The organism is Streptomyces nymphaeiformis (assembly GCF_014203895.1).
Taxonomy (GTDB): domain Bacteria; phylum Actinomycetota; class Actinomycetes; order Streptomycetales; family Streptomycetaceae; genus Streptomyces; species Streptomyces nymphaeiformis.
Map to the genome: position 1 here is coordinate 126004 of NZ_JACHJY010000014.1, position 15730 is coordinate 141733.

Sequence of the window (15730 nt, forward strand, 5' to 3'; positions counted from 1 at the left end):
GCGCCTGCCTCGCGTCGGGTCGCTTGGGCTGGCAGTGGGTTGGCGAGCTTGGTAAATGGTGACGGTCGAGCGGCTTGGGCATGCGGTCCGGAGTCGCGGTTGCCGACCAGATCACTCCGTCATGGGCAGGCACTCGGCGAGCAGGTTGACGACGTCGCCCCAAGCTCGCTGCGCGTGCCGTGGGTGGTAGCCGACGCCGGGGACCACGGTGTGGTCGACCGGTGGGTGGTGGAAGGCGTGCAAGGCGCCACCGTAGACCACGAGGCGCCAGTCGACGCCCGCGGCCTGCATCTCGGCGGTGAATGCTTCCCGTTGCGCGGGCGGCATGATCGGGTCTTCCGACCCGACCCCGGCCCACACCGGGCAGCGGATGCGCGCCGCCTCGCCCGGTCGGCCCGTGGTCAGTGCGTTGACCGTCCCGATCGCGCACAGGTCGACGCCGTCGCGCCCGAGTTCCAGCGCGATTGCGCCCCCGGTGCCGTAGCCGACGGCGGCGATCCGGTCGGGGTCGGTCCGCGGTTCGGCGCGGAGCACGTCGAGCGCCGCGTGGCCGATGCCTCGCATCCGGTCGGGGTCGGCGAGCAGCGGCATGCAACGGGCAAGCATCTCCTCGGGGTCGCCCAAATAGCGCCCGCCGTGGAGGTCGAAGGCCAGCGCCACGTATCCCAGCTCGGCGAGCGCATCGGCTCGGCGGCGCTCGACGTCGCTGAGTCCCATGCCCTCGGGACCGACCAGGACCGCAGGTCGGCGGTCGGCACCGGCCGGGAGCGCGAGGTGCCCGATCATCGTCAGGCCGTCGGCCGCGTATGCGACCGTGCGCGTGGTAACTGTCGTCATGAGCCTGGACTGTAGTGATCGCCGAGCCCGGTGGGGTCGGTGTTCTGCCGCTGGCAGAAGACACGTCTCCGGCGTTTTCCGGAACTACCCCGTCAGCTGTTCAGCTGAGCCATCAAGTCCCGGTTCGCGGCGCGTGCGGCGGCGAGGTCCTCGTCGCGCTCTGCGAGTTCGGAGCGGAGGTCGAGGATCCGCTGCTCCGGCTCGCCGATCCGGCGGGTGAGTGTTTCGACGTCGGCGGGGGCACCGGGCCCGGAGGCTTCCCATACGGTCTGTCCGAGCGCTTCGGACAGGCGTCACAGGGCGGCGAGGACCTGCGGCGAGAGGTTCTTGATCATGGTGTTGGTCCAGCGCATCTGCCGCAGTGTCCGAGGGTGGCAGAAGGAGGCGAGGGACAGGAGTGCGGTGTCCTTGGACGCCTGCGCGACCTGGGCGAGCATCTCCCAGTGCAGTGAGTTGCGGGTCGCGGCCAGGTGCACCTCGCGCAGGTCACGCAGCAGCAGGAGGCCGGGGTCGGGCAGGGTGGCGAGGGTGGCCGGATGGCTGGTGCCGAACGCGGCGAAGTGCGCGTCCTGCGGCGTGTCGAGGTCCAGGTCATGGCGGGCCGCCGCCTCGCGGAGACGCTCGACGTGCTCCTCGGACCACGTGGCGAGGTCGGCGGCCACGTGGTGGATCTCGTGCTCGGCACGATAGCGCTCCGCAAGGTCCGCGAGTTCGCCGGTCAGGTGCCTCTCGCCCTGGTCCAGGGTGCGCAGTGCCAGTTCGACGCCGTTCACCGGTGCTCCTCCTGCCGGTCCCATGCGGGGTCGGGGACCTGGGTCACCCGCGCCGTCGGTCCGCCCGTGGTGGCCGGCAGGCGCCGGCCGGTCGGGGCGGAGGCCGTGGTGGTGGGGGCGGGTGAGGGTTGTCCGTGGCCGCGGGCGACGCGTGTGACCGCCGCGGCGGCGGTCTTGAACAGCGGCTGTTTGGAGGCGGGGTCCCAGTCGGTGATGGTCGTTTCGTTCGCCGCCCGGCCCGGAGTGGAGGCGTCGGGACCGGTGCCTGACGGCGTGTCCCAGTATCCGTAGTGGAAGGGTACGAAGATCACGCCTGGCCTCAGTCCGGTGATGCGCAGCTGTCCTCGCAGGGCGCCGCGTGGGGTGGTGACCTCCACGACGTCACCCTCCGCGAGATCGAGGCGGGTCGCGTCGTCGGCCGACATCTCCACCCACACCTCGGGTGCCGCCGCGTTCAGTTGGGGAGAGCGGCCCGTCTTGGTGCGGGTGTGGAAGTGGTAGAGGGTGCGGCCGGTGGTGAGCTGGAAGGGATAGGTCTCGCGGGGAGTCTCGTGCGCGGGCGTGTAGGCGGCGGGCTTGAGCATGGCCTTGCCCTCGGGGTTATGGGCCCGGTAGTCGTCTTCGCCGTCGGCCGCCCCGGTGACGAGGTCCTTGCCGTAGGCCTCGCACATGTCCGGATGGGCCCAGCTGATGCCCTCGGTGTAGAGGCGCGGCGTTCCCCGGGGCGCCTGTCGGCCGACCGGCCATTGGATGCCGGTGCCCTCGCGCAGCATCTCGTAGGTCAGGCCGGTGTAGTCGCAGGGACGGCCCGCGCTGCATCGCTTCCACGCCTCGAAGGCCGACACCGGATCCCGCCACGTGATGAGCGGCTCTCCGTCCTGATCGCGGAAGTCCATGCGGCGGGCGTAGTCGAGGAAGATGTCGAGGTCCGGCCTCGCCTCTCCCGGCGGTTCCACGGCTTTGTCCGAGAGGTGGACGGTGCGGTCGGCGTTGGTGAAGGTGCCGGTCTTCTCTCCCCAGGTCGCAGCGGGCAGTACGACGTCGGCGTACTGGGCGGTCTCGGTGAGGAACAGGTCCTGGACGACGAGGAACAGCCGCTCCTGGGCGAGGATCGTCCGGATGCGGGACAGTTCCGGCAGGGACACGGCGGGATTGGTCCCGCTGACCCACAGCATGCGGATCGAACCCTGCTCGGCGTACCGGAACATCTGCAGGGCGTGTGTGGGCGGTGCGTAGTGCGGAATCACCGCGGGTTCGACGTTCCAGATCTGGGCCAGGTCCTCGACGTGTGCGTCGTTCTGCCAGTTCCGGAAGCCCGGGAGGTCTCCGTCTGCGCCGCATTCGCGGGTGTTCTGGGCGGTGGGCTGCCCGTTCATCTGCAGCACCCCCGCTCCGGGCCGCCCCAGCATTCCCCTGAGCAGATGCAGATTGTTGACCTGAACGGCCGCCGCGGTGGCCTGGTGGGACTGGTACACGCCCTGAAGCACGGTGGACAGCAGTCGCTCGGCACCTCCGAGCAGCTCGGCTGCCTCGACGATCCGGGAGGCCGGGACATCGCAGATCCGGGCGGCCCATTCCGGCGTGCAGTCCTGGACCTGGGCGGCGAGCTCCTCGTAGCCGACCGTGTGCCTCCGGACGTAATCGTGGTCGACCCGCCCGGTGCGGATGATCACGTGCAGGAGGGCGTTGAGCAGTGCCACGTTCGTGCCGATCCGGGGCGCGAGGTGCACGGTCGCCTTCCGGGCGACCGGGGTGGGCCGGGGATCGACGCACAGCAGACGGGGCGGGTCGCTGCCTTCGAGGCGGTCCAGGACGCGCATCCACTGCACGGGCTGGGTCTCGGCGATGTTGTGGCCGAAGAGGGCGATGACGTCGGCGTGGTCGATGTCGTCGTAGCAGCCGGGCTGTCCGTCGGAGCCGAACGTCTCCTTGAGCGCCTCTGCGGCGGTGGCCGTGCACAGACGGGTGTTGCCGTCGAGATGGTTCGTCCCGATGCCTGCCCGGGCGAGGACGGCGAGCGTGTAGTACTCCTCCAGGAACAGCTGCCCGCTGGTGTAGAAGCCGATGGCCCCCGGGCCGCGTTCGTCGAGGAGTGAGCGGGAGCAGGAGACGACACGGCTCATCGCGGTCTCCCAGTCGGACTCCACGAGACGGCCGTCCTCGCGGACGAGGGGGCGCGTGAGCCGGTCGGGTGACGCGTTCGCCTGCCAGCCGAAGAGGTCCTTCGGCCCGAGTCGGCCGCGGTTGACCCGGTCGGTGGCACGCCCCCGGACACCGACCATCCGTCCGTCCACCACCGCGATGTCCATGGCGTCCCCGTCGGAGTGGAGGATGGAAGCCGCCTGCACCCACTTCTGCACCTGTTCGGGGCGGAGCCCTTCGGTGAGGTACGTGTCCACCCGAGCCGGCCACGGCTGGTGGCGTCCGTGGGGGACCCTGCCGCCCCAGGGATCGCGGATCCGGTCCACCGACCTTTCCATGCCGACCTCCTCGACACGGTCCGCGGACCGGTCTCCGGTTGCCCGTGTCTCGCGGATGTCGATGTCATCCGAGTCGGTACGAAGGCGTCATCGGGACGGTGGCCATCGGCGGTCGCCACAGGATGTCTTCCGGACGCGGAACTCTTCTGCAGCCGACCAGCACCGCACGTTCGGCTCGCTCGTCGGCGCTCCTGTGCTCGCGGGTGCCCGCGTGCCGCCGTGGCAAACCTGGTCCGTGTCGAAGCGGACTCGGTCCACCGATGCGGCCCCAAGCCGGTCTGGCTGGACACACGGGCCCATCAGCGCACCGCCCACGTCCTGTGCATCCGACCTCGAACGGGGGGCGCCCGGGTGGAGGCGGTGCGCGTCGACCTGAGACGGTACGGGGACGCCGAGCGCCTCTGGCAGACCGTCGTCGCGAAAGGGCGTCCGATCGGGGTCGTCGCCCTCAACACCGGGGGCGAAGCTCGCCCTCGGGGAGCGCGGCACGCCGCGGTGGGGCCGCGGGAGACGGAGCGTCGTGCGCGCTGGAGCGAGGGACTGGCTGCGCTCGACCGTCCCCCGGTCTCGCTGCCGCGGAACGACGGGCGGCACCAGCCACGAGGGGGCCCGGCCCCGTCACGGTCCGCGGCTGGCGCCTCCGGGCGTCAGCGACGCCACGATCGATGCCCTGGGTTCCTTGTCCGAGGCTCTGGAGACGGTCGAACGGGCCCGTGGCGCCCTCTATGCCGTCCACCAGCCGACGCGCTCCGGGCCACCCTGATCACGCTTCAGGGCTCGATCGAGACCTCTTGACGCACGGGGTCGGCCTCCGTCCCTGACCTCTTCCACGACAGTTCCGATCTCTTGGCATCGCCCCGGTTCCTGAATGTTTAAAGTCGAACTTATGGTGCACTCGCAGGTCTAGAAGACGAAAGCGAAGGCCATCACGATCACTTCGGTCACCTGCGCCTTCGAGGGACAGCTGCCTGGTCGAGCCGAGCGTCAGGAGGGTCGGGTGAAACACGGAGTGGGCCGCCACCGTCACGGCAGACACCGGGTGCTCTCCCGCTGGAAACCACGGGCCGTAATACGTCGGAGCCTGGTGCGCATCACGAAGTGGGAGCTCCACCTGATGGTCTGGGGTGTGCGGATGACGTTCCGGCGGGCCCTGCACACCGTGTCGCCGAGGGCGGTTCGGCAGAAGTGGTAGCCCGAGGCGTGGCAAGAACCTGGGGAAGGGCGAGAGATGAGCACCTGGGAAAGGACGAAGGGGCAGATGGAAGAGGTGGCCGGCAGCGCCATCAGGAAGTCCGCCCATGCGCTGGGGAACGAGAAGCTCGCGGCCAAGGGCGGCGCGCTGCAGATGCGTGGCAAGGCCCGGCGCCTCAAGGAGAAGGGGAAGGAGAGGCTTTCCTGATCGGATCGGGGGTACGCGCAGCTGAGCTGATCAGTCCCCACACATCGGAACGCCACATCGGGAGACAGAAGGAATCATGGGAATACTTGCTTGGATCCTCCTCGGGCTTCTCGCGGGCATCATCGCCAAGATGCTGATGCCGGGAAAGGACCCGGGCGGGATCATCGTCACCACCCTCATCGGCATCGCGGGCGCCCTGCTCGGCGGCTGGCTGGGCAAGGTCATCTTCCACGTCGATTCCGTCGACGGCTTCTTCGAAGTCTCCACCTGGATCGCCGCCATCGTCGGGTCGCTCATCCTGCTCTTGGTGTTCCGCCTGTTCGCGCGGCACAGGTGACCTCGCACGGGACGTACGTGACGCCCGTGACGTGTCTGCGAGCCAGACCGCTCCGCCCCACCCGCACCCCACGCGGCCGAGCGGCTTCCCTCTCCGTCGAGGGTGAAGCCGCTCGGCCGCTCCCGGCCGCGTTAGGCACGGCCCCTCCCCCACCGCCGCCGGATCTCCGTGTCACCCGGCGGGCGGAAGCAAGGTGCCCAGGGGGCCGAGGTCCAGGTTGAGGTCCTCGAGCGTGTATCCGTGCTCGGAGCACAGCTCGGTCATGCGGTCGTGGAGGGCGAGGAGAGTGGCTCCGAGCTCCTCTTCCTGTGCGTCGGTGAGGTCGCCCGAGTCGACACGGCGAAGGGCTTGGCGTTCGATGAGCTGCCGCAGGAGCTCGACGACGGTGAGGACGAGCTTGAGGAGGTCCTCGCCGACGGCCTCGGGATCGGTGCGGATGCGGTGAGCCGGGGGCCGGCGCTCCCCGGGCGGTGCCGGAGGCTCCTGGAGCAGCCGGAAGGCGTGCGCCAGCGGGGCGCCGAGCGCGTCCGGGTCCAGAGGCGACGACGGCCCGGTGGGCTCCGCGTTCATGGCCGCGTTCATGGCCGGCTCCTGGGGACGAAGGGGTCGTCGGAGTTCGTGACGGAGGTGATGAGGGCGCGCAGGGAGATGCGTACGAGGTCGATGTCGGCGATCGACAGGACGATGTCGCCCGTGATGACGACGCCTCCGGCCAGGAGTCGGTCGAGGAGGTCGACGAGGGCCACCTGCCGGCCGGGAAGCGAGTCGTCTCGCTCGGTGAGGGTCATGATCGGCTGTCGGGACGATCGGCCGTGTCGGCGGCCGGGGCCGACGACATGGCGAAGGAATAGGGTGCCCAGGGGCCGGTGACTTCGATGCGGATGCCGGGGAGGCCCTGGCCCGCCTCGTCGAGTGCCATGCGGAAGGCCTCCGCCTTCTCGTCGGGGACGAGGTAGGCCTCGTTGAGGACGTTCTCGCCGTTCTCGCCGCGCGTGAGCGGTCCGGTCTGCGCGGGGTGACGGACGGTGTGCGTGGCAAGGGGGGCCGCGATGGCCGCGATGCGATCCGCCGCTTGTCGGGCTTGCAGGTAGCGGTCCTCCCGGGCGTGGTGCTGGGCTCGGCGAGCCCGGAGATAGGCCCTGCCGGGGCTCGGGGCGTCCGTCGGCGCGGTGGAGTGGGCTCGGCCCTCGCCGTGGGGGTCGTCGACTGCTGACGCCGTGGGCTGAGCAGGGGCCTCGGCCCGGATGCCGTCGACCGCAGGCGCAGTGGGCTGGGCGCGGGCCTCGGCGGGGATGTCGTCGGCCGTGGCGGCTTCGGCGGCGATGTAGACCTTGACGCCGTACTCGGCGTGGCGGGCCAGGAGGGCGAGTCGGGCGGAGAAGGCGGCCTGTTGCCCGCGCAGGGCTGCGCGTGCGCGGTCATCGTCCTGGTAGAGGGTGGCCAGTCGGAGGGGCAGGACGGTCGTGTGCTCGGTCAGGGCCTGGATGACGTCGTGGTGGGCTCTGGCGGTGTCCTCCAGCCAGCCCAGATCTTCGAAGCGGGATCTGAGTGCTTCTTCCCGCCACTCACCGGCGGGGACCCGGCTGACGACGAACACCGGGGCGGGCGATCCCGACCGCCCGGGATCCAGGAGGGTGACCGGAGCGTCTCCTACGCCGCGTAGTCCCGTCAGTGACTCGTCCAGCCGCGGGGCGCCGGCGGCCACGGCGTAGACGTAGGTGAGGCCGGGCTCGCCGTTCATGATGCGCGCCCCTCTCTCGTGGCGTCCCCGGACCGAATCCCTTCGTGTCGCTCCGCGTCTCCCTCTGCCGGGCTCTGCGGGGCGGCGTCCAGTCGCTCACGGCGCAGGGCTTCCACCTCGGCACGCAGGCGACGGTTCTCCTCCGCGAGCGGGTCGCCGCTGTGGCGCGAGGAGAGCGAGGGATCGTGCTCCCACCAGTCGATGCCCATCTCCTTGGCCTTGTCCACCGACGCGATGAGGATCCGCAGCTTGATGGTGAGCAGCTCGATGTCGAGGAGGTTGATCCGGATGTCCCCGGCGATCACGATGCCCTTGTCCAGGACGCGTTCGAGGATGTCTGCAAGGCTGCCCGACGAGGACGGCGGGTACGACGCCGGCGTCGCCCGGGACGGCATCGGGGCGATCCTGTGGGCAAGCGGGTCAGTCACGGCACCCGACCTCCTGGGTCACTGCGGGTTCTGCCGGAATCGTGCGATCTCGTCGAGTCGATCGAGGAGTTCGTCCTCCTGTCGGTCGAACGTGGCCTGGTCGATCTCTCCGTCCATCAGGCTGCGCTCCAGTTCGGCGAGGGCCTCGTAGACGGGAGCCGGGTCGTAGTACTCCTCGTTCGCCTGGTCCAGGGTTCTCTGCGCCACCCACGTCACGAGCCGCATGGGCAGCAGCGGCGCGGTCAGCAGCTTGGTCAGCATTCCCATGGCGTTCTTCCTCGGTGTTCCTGAGCGGTTCCCGTACCGAGCGCACCGGCCCGCGCATGGCTACACGAAGCTGTACGGGGGCAGCGGCCCGTTGAACCGGAACTCCACGTCCTCCACCTGCTCGGTGAGGCGGGCCTCCGCCTCCAGGAAGGCGTTCTTGTCGTCGTCGTGGACCAGGAGGGAGATGTTGAGGATGTCTCCGTCGGCCGGGGCGCGGACGCTGTGATCCCGTGCGAGAGGGACGAGGGATTGGACCAGTCCGGCGGCCAGGCCCTCCCGCCGCTCCCCCACTTCGGCGGCGACGAGCTCGCCCAGCTCCAGCGGCAGCCGAGGATCGGGGTCGCCGCCCCGGATCCGGTCGTTGAGCTGCCGTGCCCGATCCGACTCGTGCAGGATCTCCCGCAGGAGGGCGTCCTCGTCCTGGGAGGCCTTCACCTGGTACTCGGCGCAGCCCCGCAACCGCTCCAACGCCTCCAGATAGCCGTCCTCGTGTTCCAGGAGCACCTGAGTGACGGCCTGGTCGTCGGGGGCGGTGTAGCCGAACTGCAGCGGGAGGACCGTGCCGTCGGTCATGAGCCGGTCCTGCACCTCCTGGTGGACGGCGAGGTCGCGGCGTCTGGGCCGGATCTCCTCGTCGACGTCCGAGACGACCGCTCGCAATCGTCCCGCGGTGACGGCGCGCACCGGCGCGGGTTCGGTTCCGACGCCCGTCAGCCCGTCCAGCCGGCACGGGTGCGCGGCGGCGATGATGGAGTACACGTAGAGGGGCATCGTCTACTCCCTCTCTCGGCGGGCGGTGCGCCGGGCGGGCCGACGGCGTCGGGGAGCCTCTTCCTCTTCGGCCGCTTCTTCCGGCTCTTCCTGTTCTTCGTCGTCGTCGGACGAGCCGCTCAAGGACTGCGTCACCGCGTCCACGACGCCGCTGATGGCCCCTTTGGACTTGCCGCGCGCCCCGCTCTCGACCGCGTTGCCGACGACGTCGGTCAGCTGGGTGGGGGCCTTACGGCCGGCTTCGAGGTCCAGGCGGTTGCAGGCTTCGGCGAAGCGCAGGTACGTGTCGACGCTGGCGACGACGATCCGTGCGTCGATCTTCAGGATCTCGATGCCCACCAGAGAGACGCGCACGAACACGTCGATCACCAGGCCGCGGTCCAGGATCAACTCCAGGACGTCGTAGAGACTGCTCGTGCCTCCGCCCGTGCTTCTGCTGACGTTGCTTCCACTCTGCGGCACCACGGTCATGGCCGCTTCCCTTCACGCTCCGACCCGGTCAGGTCGGCCTGTCGATCATGCCCCGGCTGTATCGCCGAGTGCGTTCGTACGAGATCAATTCGCCCTCCGCGTCCACGGTGACCTTGTAACTGGCGAGGATGCTGGTGGTGTCCGGTATCCGCTCCAGCTCGAGGACCTCGACCTCGGCCTCCCAGCCGTCCTCGATCGGCCGGAGAGACGAAACGGACTCGGGGACGCGCCCCAGGAGCTCCGAGACCTGTTCCACCGCGGACCGCATCGCCGCGGCCGCCCCGGAGGTCTTCCGGCGCGTCGGCGTCTTGCGCGCGGGCTTCGCGCGAGCGGCGGTCTTCCGGGCGGGCACCTCTCGGTCCTGATCCTCCTCCGGCGGAGGACGTCGGCTGCGGCCCGGCTGTGCTGAGGCCATGAGCCTGCTCCCCTCGCGAACTGAATCGTGCGGCTGCCCACCCATGTCCGTACCAAACACCGCGATTCCTATGAGATTTCTTTACTCTCCACATTTCATGCATATCTCCCACCTAGCAGAGCAGTCCCCGTAGTGACGGCGCGAGCGGAGGCGTCTCGTCGCCCGCACCAGGGCGTCCGCCGTGGCGCACGGAGCCACGGTGAGGGCCGGGGCACCAGGTGAAGGGAAAGGCTCATGGAGGACACGACCAAGATCGCCTTGGCGGCCGCAGTCGCCGGGGGCTACATACTGGGACGGGCGAAGAAGGGGCGTCTGGCCTTCTCCCTGATCACGTACGCCGCGGGTCGGCGTTTCGGCCTCGACCCGCGGGAGCTCGCGACTCAAGGCCTGAAGAAGCTGGCCGAAATGCCCCAGGTGGCCGAGCTCGGCGACCAGATCAAGGGCGAGGCACTCGACGCCGGACGCAAGGCGCTCGTGGCCACCGCGAACCGCCGGATGGCTGATCTCGCCGACTCCCTGCACGAACGCACTCTCGCCTTGGAACAGGGCAGCGAGGACGACGCGGAGGAGGAGTACGAGGAGGCGGAAGGCGACTACGAGGAGGAGCCCTACGAGGACGAGTGGGCCGAGGAGGAAGAACCCGAAGAGGAGGAGACCGGGTCCGCGGAACCCTCCGCCGAGGAGGAACCGGAGGAGGACCTCGGCGAGAACGACGAGGAGGAGCAGGACGAGGCCGGGGAAGAGGAAGCACCGCCGGCTCGCCGCCGCACCGCCCGCCGGTCGGCCTCCGCGTCGCCCTCCAAGACGACCCGACGCAGGGCCCCGGCCCGTAAGACCGCTCCGGCGAAGAAGGCCGCCCCTGCGAAGCGTGCGGCCCCCGCCAAGAAGACCGCGCCCGCGAAGAAGACCGCCGGCAAGAGCGCGGGCAAGGCCCCGAGCAAGACCGCAGGCGGGAGCTCGAGCGCCGGGACGAAGACTCCCACGCGGCGGACGGGCACCGGCACGACGGGCAAGCGCTCCCCGAGCGGGACGAAGCGCAGCACCCCGGCCAAGAAGGCCCCTGCGAAGAAGGCCGCGTCGAAACCGGCGGCGAAGAAGACGGCAGCGGCGTCGGCGAAGAAGACTGCGGGGCGCGCTCCCGCGTCCAAGACCGCGGCGAAGAAGACCGCCAAGACGACCAGCCGCAAGACCACTGCTCGGAGGTGAACCATGGCCACCAATCGTGCGAACAGCGACGACCGGTCCGGGTTCGACCGGCTGATGGACGAGGCCTCCGCGTATCTGGCCACTCAGGCGGATCATCTCGCGGACAAGGCCGTGGACAAGCTGGGCGATCTGACCGACGGCCTCCAGGACGTCGCCGAGAACGGGGGCGGTCTCGGGGACCTGGGCGGCCGCCTGCTTCAGGGCGACTCCCCGGTGAAGGCCGTGCTGGGCCACACCGTCGAGGGCCTCAAGGACAAGGTCAAGGACGTGGGCTCGGGACTGCTCGGCGGCAAGAAGCGGAGCCGCAAGGGCGGCGGCAAGGCCATGAACATCGTCGAGACCATCGACGTCGGCGTGCCCCTGCGCACCGCCTACGACCACTGGACGCAATACGAGGACTTCAGCGGTTTCGCCAAGGGTGTGCGCAGCGTCTCTCAAGGTGACGACACGACCACCGACTGGAAGGTCAAGGTCGGCCCGTCCACCCGCAACTGGAAAGCCACCGTGCAGGAGCAGATACCGGACGAGAGGATCGTCTGGACCTCAGACGGAGCCAAGGGGACCACACGCGGTTGCGTGAGTTTCCACGAGCTCGGCCCCTCCCTCACCCGGATCCTCCTGGTCGTGGAGTACTACCCCGCCGGGCTCTTCGAGAAGACCGGAAACCTCTGGCGGGCACAGGGCCGGCGCATGCGCCTGGACCTGAAGAACTTCGACCGCTACGTGTCCCTCTCCAACGAGGAACCAGAAGGCTGGCGCGGGCAGATCGAGGACGGCGAGGTCGTCCTCACCCACGAGGAAGCCCTGGAGGAGGAGGGCGAGGAGCCGGACGAGGACGCGCCGGAAGACGAGGACGAGGAGGGCGGCAGGGACGAGGAAGCCGAAGAGGAAGAGGGCGAGGAGGAGCCGGAGGAGGACCTCGGCGAGGACGACGAGGAGTACGAGGAAGACGCCTACGAGGACGAGGAGCCCAGCCTCTCAGGGCGTCGACGCTGAACCCCACCGGACCGTCCCCGTCCCGTCGTGGCCGTGCTCGCGCACGGCCACCGGCTTAGGTCCCGCTACCACGGCAGGTGAGGAGGCCGACGGCCCCGCCGTCGGCCTCCTCACCTGCCGTTGCCGAAGATCAGTGCTTGAGCGCGTCCTTCGACTTCTGGGCAGCCTGCTTCGCATCGGCGGCTGCCTGCTCGGCGCGCCCCTTCACCTCCAGGGTCTCGTTGCCGACGACCTTGCCCGTGACCTCCTTCGTCTTGCCCTTGGCGGCCTTGCCCATGTTCTTGGCCTTCTTGCCAGCGGCCATGCCCGTCACCTCCAGAACTATTGACCCGCTACCCGGATAAGACGAAACAAAGCATGTCGATTCACCCAGGGTCGACTCGCGTTCTCCTGGCCGTACGACATCGTCCTGGTCGTCGAGAGCGGCGCCGGCGAGTGGAACGGGAGGACACCCGCTGTGCGGGCCGCCTGACCGTACATCCCCGCGAGCAGGTGCCGGACCGAACGGCGCCGGTGCGGCGGACACACAGCCGGGCGCGTGTCCGGGCGAAGTGTCGGCGGCGCTTCACCGGCGCGCGGGTCGCGCGCGTGCGGGGTCGTTTCGTGGTCTGATGCAGACAGTCCGTGTCCGGCCGCGCTCTCACCCGGATGGCCCGATGAGCACTCCGCACTCCGCGCCCCCGTCGCCGCCGTCCTCCCCGCCCGGCGCCTCGGGGGCCGAGGGCGAACCCCGGCACGCCGGATGGCTGGAGCTCTTCTTCGACCTGGTGTTCGTCGCCTTCGTCGCCCAGCTCTCGCACGGGCTGCACGGAGACCCCGGCTGGCGCGAGTTCGGCGTCTTCCTCGGGCTCTACTTCCCGCCCTGGTGGATGTGGGCCAACCTCACCGTCTCCGCCAACCTCTTCCAGGACGACAGCGCCCGCCGCCGCCTCGCCATGCTGTCCGCCATGCTCTGCCTCGCCGTGATGGCCGCGGCGGTCCCGGAGGCCGACGGGGACCGGGGCCCCGCCTACGCGCTCGGCTACGCGGGGACCCGACTGGTCCTGCTGGCCCTGTGGTGGCCCGCCACGCGATTCCCCGCGCCCGGCAGGATCCCGCGCTGGCGGCCGCTGACCTACTGTCTGCTGTCCGCACTGCTCTGGGCGGGCTCCGCGGCCGTTCCCGCGCCCTGGCGGTATCCGGTCTGGGCGGGCCTGCTGCTGGCGGAGATGGTCCTGCTGCTGACCGCGCGAGGGCGCGGCATCCCGCGGCGGGTCCACACCGGGCACCTCGTCGAACGGGTCGGCCTGTTCGTGATCATCGTGCTCGGCGAATCGGTCCTCGGCCTCATCACCTCCACCGACCACACCTGGACCGTCCAGGCCGGTGTCGTCGCGGCCATCGGATTCGTCCTGCTGGCCGCGCTGTGGTGGTCCTACTTCGACTTCGCGTCGACGGCGGCGGAGCGGGTCATCGGCACCGCGAGCGCCCGTGAGGCGTATCTCCTCGCCCGTGATGTCGGCGGCTTCCTCCACTTCTTCGTCACCGCCGCCGTGATCTCCATGGCGGCGGGACTGGCCACGGCCGTCGACGATTCCGCCCATGACCACCTCGCCCGGGGCACGGTGTGGGCGCTCGCCGGCGGGCTCGCGGCCTATCACGCGGCACACGCCCTGATCGGACTCCGCTTCGGCCGGCCCGCTCGCGAGGTGGCCGTCTGGGCGGTGCCGGGGGTGGTGGTCCCTCTCCTCGTGGTCCTCGGCTCGGACGTGCTCGCGCCGTGGCTCGTGGTCCTGCTCCTTGCGGCGGAGGCCATCGCCCACCTGCTGTACGCGAAGGCCGCGATGGCACGCCGTGCGGAGGGGGTCACCGGCTAGGGCCGTTCGCCGAGGCCCCCAGGCCGCCGGCGCCGCGTCGGCGGCCATGGATGCCCGACCACGAGTCGCGGAGACTGTCCTGCATCATCTCGACAGCGTCGGTCCGTCAGCCGGTGAAAGCGGGGTGCGGCCTGGTGGACCCGGCTCCCACGGACCATACTGGTCGCGACCTGATCACCCCATTGAACGGTTTCATGGCCAGGAACAGCACTTCATCGACCATCGCCCCCGCCACCGCGTGGCTCGGGCGTGGGCGCCACCTCGGGTCCGAGGCGGAGCAGGACGTCCGGCGTAACCTGAGCGCCCTCAAGGCGGCTCGGGTGATCGACGGCTTCCTGGAGCTCGACCCCGTCGAGGCGGCCCGCTCCACCGACCTGCTCCCGAGGGACGGGTCCGCCGATCCCGGACCGCTGGCCCGCCGCGTCTTCGAGGCCCGATGGCGCGTGGCCGACGAGGTCACCGTGCGCGCTCAACTGACCACGTACGACCCCGAGTCCCGCCGTATCGAGCGCGACGGGGTCACCTGGGTCCTCGCCGCTGAGGCGGAGCGGGCGTGGGAGGCGGGCTGGCCCTCGCCCGCCACCATGTTCTGGCCCGACAGCGATCAGGTCGCCTGGGACCACGAGACGGTGCCGGGCGTGCGCCTGCGGACGACGAACCATCTGCCCAAGGACGACGGCGAGTTGCGCCGCGTGCTGCGGGACTGCACCCAGCAGAGCTGGTACGTCCACGTCGTGGTGCACGAGGCGATGACGCCGGACGCGCCGGGGCGGCGACCGGTCACGGCGTTCCTGCCGCACAGCCTCAGGCACCGGGTGGTCGAGCACCGTGCCACGCCGGACCAGGCACTGACCGCCGACTTCGCGATGAAGCGTGAGCTGGGCGTGGGTCTTCCGCGTGGTGGCGCCGTCATCCTGCCCCCCGTGCCGCAGATGCCGGAGTACGAAGCGGAGCGGTTCACGGTACGCGATGTCTTCCTGGACGGTACGGAGCCGACCGAACTCCTCTCGAAGATCCTGGATTTCGCCTCGCTGCCGCGGCCGCTCGCGGTCGACGCCGAGCGGGCTCTGACTCGACTGCGCCAGGGCTGGCACCTGCTCACCCCGGACGAGGAGCTGGTGCACGCACGGGCGATGGTCACCAAGTACGCCAAGGCGCTCGAAGCCATGACGGTGTCGTGCAACCTGTACCAGGAGGCCGCCGAGTCGGCCCTGGCAGCACTGGCCGAAACGACCGGCGGCGACGTGCCGCCCCGGACGCCCACGTCGACGCCGGCCGAGCAGGAAACCTCCCCCTTCAAGTCCCTCACGAAGACGCTCAACGTCTTCAAGCGCCCCAACCGATGAACCGGTCTTCCGGCCGGGTCCAGGTGTTCAGGCGGATTCGGTCGCGCGCCTGGAGGCCCTCGGCGTGACGCCCGTGGACGGTGGACGAGGTCACCGACGACCACGCGACCGTCCGTTCCGCCAAGGGCGTCGGTCCGGGGGTCCTCCGTACTCCCGGCAGCAGGAGCGGGTGGAACCGCGTCCACCTCGATGTCCGCCCCTGCCCTGGTGGCGACATGACCGCGGAGGAAGTCCGGCTGCGCTCCCTGGGTGCCGCTTTCCGGCGGCGTTGCACTCCGACGGAGACGGGCGGGACGGCGCGGACGGCGTGCCGTTCCCGCCGGTCCGCGGGGACCGGTCGGCGGCGGGTGTCCACATAGTGAAACCCCGGCTGTTGCGCACCCTGCGCCGGCGGGCCGGTGCGGGGT

General features: G+C 70.3%; 19 protein-coding genes. 7 read left to right on the plus strand and 12 right to left on the minus strand.

Annotation, left to right across the window (positions count from 1 at the left end; translation table 11 throughout):
• Positions 1-111: 111 nt before the first annotated feature.
• The 3 genes from GGE06_RS38040 to GGE06_RS38050 all read right to left on the minus strand — a co-directional run bounded on the left by GGE06_RS38040 (position 112) and on the right by GGE06_RS38050 (position 4090).
• Positions 112-837: a dienelactone hydrolase family protein gene (locus GGE06_RS38040; protein ID WP_116164870.1), complete on the minus strand. Its 726-nt coding sequence runs from the start codon at positions 835-837 to the stop codon at positions 112-114.
• A 293-nt stretch (positions 838-1130) separates the two neighbouring features.
• Complete coding sequence (locus GGE06_RS38045; protein ID WP_184932956.1) at positions 1131-1610, minus strand: hypothetical protein; 480 nt, start codon at positions 1608-1610, stop codon at positions 1131-1133.
• A complete protein-coding gene (locus GGE06_RS38050) occupies positions 1607-4090 on the minus strand; it encodes a molybdopterin oxidoreductase family protein (RefSeq protein WP_184932957.1) in 2484 nt (827 codons plus the stop codon). The genes GGE06_RS38045 and GGE06_RS38050 overlap by 4 nt, the downstream gene beginning before the upstream one ends.
• Positions 4091-5318: 1228 nt before the next feature.
• Here GGE06_RS38050 and GGE06_RS38055 point away from each other — a divergent pair.
• Together GGE06_RS38055 and GGE06_RS38060 are read left to right on the plus strand one after the other, a co-directional pair.
• A complete protein-coding gene (locus GGE06_RS38055) occupies positions 5319-5489 on the plus strand; it encodes a hypothetical protein (RefSeq protein WP_181924804.1) in 171 nt (56 codons plus the stop codon).
• Between the two features lie 76 nt (positions 5490-5565).
• Entirely contained in the window at positions 5566-5826 is a 261-nt protein-coding gene (locus GGE06_RS38060) for a GlsB/YeaQ/YmgE family stress response membrane protein (RefSeq protein WP_116164862.1), read from the plus strand.
• 171 nt (positions 5827-5997) lie between these two features.
• On the opposite strand, the gene GGE06_RS38065 is transcribed toward GGE06_RS38060, so the two are convergent.
• Genes GGE06_RS38065 through GGE06_RS38100 form a run of 8 tightly spaced genes read right to left on the minus strand, consistent with a single transcriptional unit; the run spans position 5998 to position 9919 of the window.
• Positions 5998-6396, minus strand: a complete 399-nt coding sequence (locus GGE06_RS38065) for a gas vesicle protein K (protein WP_181924925.1) — start codon at positions 6394-6396, stop codon at positions 5998-6000.
• 8 nt (positions 6397-6404) lie between these two features.
• Complete coding sequence (locus tag GGE06_RS38070; protein ID WP_116164858.1) at positions 6405-6614, minus strand: gas vesicle protein; 210 nt, start codon at positions 6612-6614, stop codon at positions 6405-6407.
• Complete coding sequence (locus tag GGE06_RS38075) at positions 6611-7567, minus strand: GvpL/GvpF family gas vesicle protein (RefSeq protein WP_116164856.1); 957 nt, start codon at positions 7565-7567, stop codon at positions 6611-6613. Before GGE06_RS38075 ends, GGE06_RS38070 begins: the two co-directional genes overlap by 4 nt.
• Positions 7564-7995: a gas vesicle protein gene (locus GGE06_RS38080; RefSeq protein WP_312883451.1), complete on the minus strand. Its 432-nt coding sequence runs from the start codon at positions 7993-7995 to the stop codon at positions 7564-7566. The genes GGE06_RS38075 and GGE06_RS38080 overlap by 4 nt, the downstream gene beginning before the upstream one ends.
• Positions 7996-8013: 18 nt before the next feature.
• The gene (locus tag GGE06_RS38085; protein ID WP_116164854.1) at positions 8014-8262 is read right to left on the minus strand and encodes a gas vesicle protein GvpG; all 249 of its coding nucleotides are present in this window, start codon (positions 8260-8262) and stop codon (positions 8014-8016) included.
• Between the two features lie 60 nt (positions 8263-8322).
• The gene (locus GGE06_RS38090; protein WP_184932958.1) at positions 8323-9033 is read right to left on the minus strand and encodes a GvpL/GvpF family gas vesicle protein; all 711 of its coding nucleotides are present in this window, start codon (positions 9031-9033) and stop codon (positions 8323-8325) included.
• A gap of 3 nt (positions 9034-9036) precedes the next feature.
• Positions 9037-9504, minus strand: coding sequence for a gas vesicle structural protein GvpA (locus GGE06_RS38095; RefSeq protein WP_184932959.1), 468 nt, complete (start codon positions 9502-9504; stop codon positions 9037-9039).
• Positions 9505-9532: 28 nt separating this feature from the next.
• Entirely contained in the window at positions 9533-9919 is a 387-nt protein-coding gene (locus GGE06_RS38100; protein ID WP_184932960.1) for a gas vesicle protein GvpO, read from the minus strand.
• 234 nt (positions 9920-10153) lie between these two features.
• Here GGE06_RS38100 and GGE06_RS38105 point away from each other — a divergent pair, with 234 nt between their 5' ends.
• Complete coding sequence (locus GGE06_RS38105) at positions 10154-11125, plus strand: histone protein (protein ID WP_184932961.1); 972 nt, start codon at positions 10154-10156, stop codon at positions 11123-11125.
• A gap of 3 nt (positions 11126-11128) precedes the next feature.
• On the plus strand, positions 11129-12121 hold the full coding sequence (locus tag GGE06_RS38110) for an SRPBCC family protein (protein ID WP_116164844.1): 993 nt from the start codon (positions 11129-11131) through the stop codon (positions 12119-12121).
• 130 nt (positions 12122-12251) lie between these two features.
• Here GGE06_RS38110 and GGE06_RS38115 read toward each other — a convergent pair whose 3' ends face one another.
• The gene (locus GGE06_RS38115) at positions 12252-12425 is read right to left on the minus strand and encodes a CsbD family protein (RefSeq protein WP_116164842.1); all 174 of its coding nucleotides are present in this window, start codon (positions 12423-12425) and stop codon (positions 12252-12254) included.
• Between the two features lie 352 nt (positions 12426-12777).
• On the opposite strand from GGE06_RS38115, the gene GGE06_RS38120 reads away from it, so the two are divergent.
• The 3 genes from GGE06_RS38120 (at position 12778) to GGE06_RS44175 (ending at position 15682) form a co-directional block, all read left to right on the plus strand.
• Positions 12778-13977 (plus strand): low temperature requirement protein A, encoded by a 1200-nt coding sequence (locus tag GGE06_RS38120; protein WP_184932962.1) that lies wholly within the window; start codon positions 12778-12780, stop codon positions 13975-13977.
• Between the two features lie 194 nt (positions 13978-14171).
• Entirely contained in the window at positions 14172-15323 is a 1152-nt protein-coding gene (locus GGE06_RS38125; RefSeq protein ID WP_184932963.1) for a hypothetical protein, read from the plus strand.
• A gap of 80 nt (positions 15324-15403) precedes the next feature.
• Positions 15404-15682 carry a VOC family protein gene (locus GGE06_RS44175; RefSeq protein WP_376773638.1) on the plus strand — a complete coding sequence of 93 codons (279 nt, stop codon included), beginning with the start codon at positions 15404-15406 and terminating at the stop codon, positions 15680-15682.
• Positions 15683-15730: the final 48 nt, after the last annotated feature.

Excerpts from the sequence above, each read along its gene's own strand:
- GGE06_RS38120 (WP_184932962.1), top strand. The coding sequence starts at position 12,778 with ATGAGCACTCCGCACTCCGCGCCCCCGTCGCCGCCGTCCTCCCCGCCC.
- GGE06_RS38065 (WP_181924925.1), bottom strand. The coding sequence starts at position 6,396 with ATGAACGCGGAGCCCACCGGGCCGTCGTCGCCTCTGGACCCGGACGCG.
- GGE06_RS38070 (WP_116164858.1), bottom strand. The coding sequence starts at position 6,614 with ATGACCCTCACCGAGCGAGACGACTCGCTTCCCGGCCGGCAGGTGGCC.
- GGE06_RS38050 (WP_184932957.1), bottom strand. The coding sequence starts at position 4,090 with ATGGAAAGGTCGGTGGACCGGATCCGCGATCCCTGGGGCGGCAGGGTC.
- GGE06_RS38085 (WP_116164854.1), bottom strand. The coding sequence starts at position 8,262 with ATGGGAATGCTGACCAAGCTGCTGACCGCGCCGCTGCTGCCCATGCGG.
- GGE06_RS38075 (WP_116164856.1), bottom strand. The coding sequence starts at position 7,567 with ATGAACGGCGAGCCCGGCCTCACCTACGTCTACGCCGTGGCCGCCGGC.
- GGE06_RS38055 (WP_181924804.1), top strand. The coding sequence starts at position 5,319 with ATGAGCACCTGGGAAAGGACGAAGGGGCAGATGGAAGAGGTGGCCGGC.
- GGE06_RS38060 (WP_116164862.1), top strand. The coding sequence starts at position 5,566 with ATGGGAATACTTGCTTGGATCCTCCTCGGGCTTCTCGCGGGCATCATC.
- GGE06_RS38040 (WP_116164870.1), bottom strand. The coding sequence starts at position 837 with ATGACGACAGTTACCACGCGCACGGTCGCATACGCGGCCGACGGCCTG.
- GGE06_RS38115 (WP_116164842.1), bottom strand. The coding sequence starts at position 12,425 with ATGGCCGCTGGCAAGAAGGCCAAGAACATGGGCAAGGCCGCCAAGGGC.
- GGE06_RS38100 (WP_184932960.1), bottom strand. The coding sequence starts at position 9,919 with ATGGCCTCAGCACAGCCGGGCCGCAGCCGACGTCCTCCGCCGGAGGAG.
- GGE06_RS38090 (WP_184932958.1), bottom strand. The coding sequence starts at position 9,033 with ATGCCCCTCTACGTGTACTCCATCATCGCCGCCGCGCACCCGTGCCGG.
- GGE06_RS38095 (WP_184932959.1), bottom strand. The coding sequence starts at position 9,504 with ATGACCGTGGTGCCGCAGAGTGGAAGCAACGTCAGCAGAAGCACGGGC.
- GGE06_RS38110 (WP_116164844.1), top strand. The coding sequence starts at position 11,129 with ATGGCCACCAATCGTGCGAACAGCGACGACCGGTCCGGGTTCGACCGG.
- GGE06_RS38125 (WP_184932963.1), top strand. The coding sequence starts at position 14,172 with ATGGCCAGGAACAGCACTTCATCGACCATCGCCCCCGCCACCGCGTGG.
- GGE06_RS38105 (WP_184932961.1), top strand. The coding sequence starts at position 10,154 with ATGGAGGACACGACCAAGATCGCCTTGGCGGCCGCAGTCGCCGGGGGC.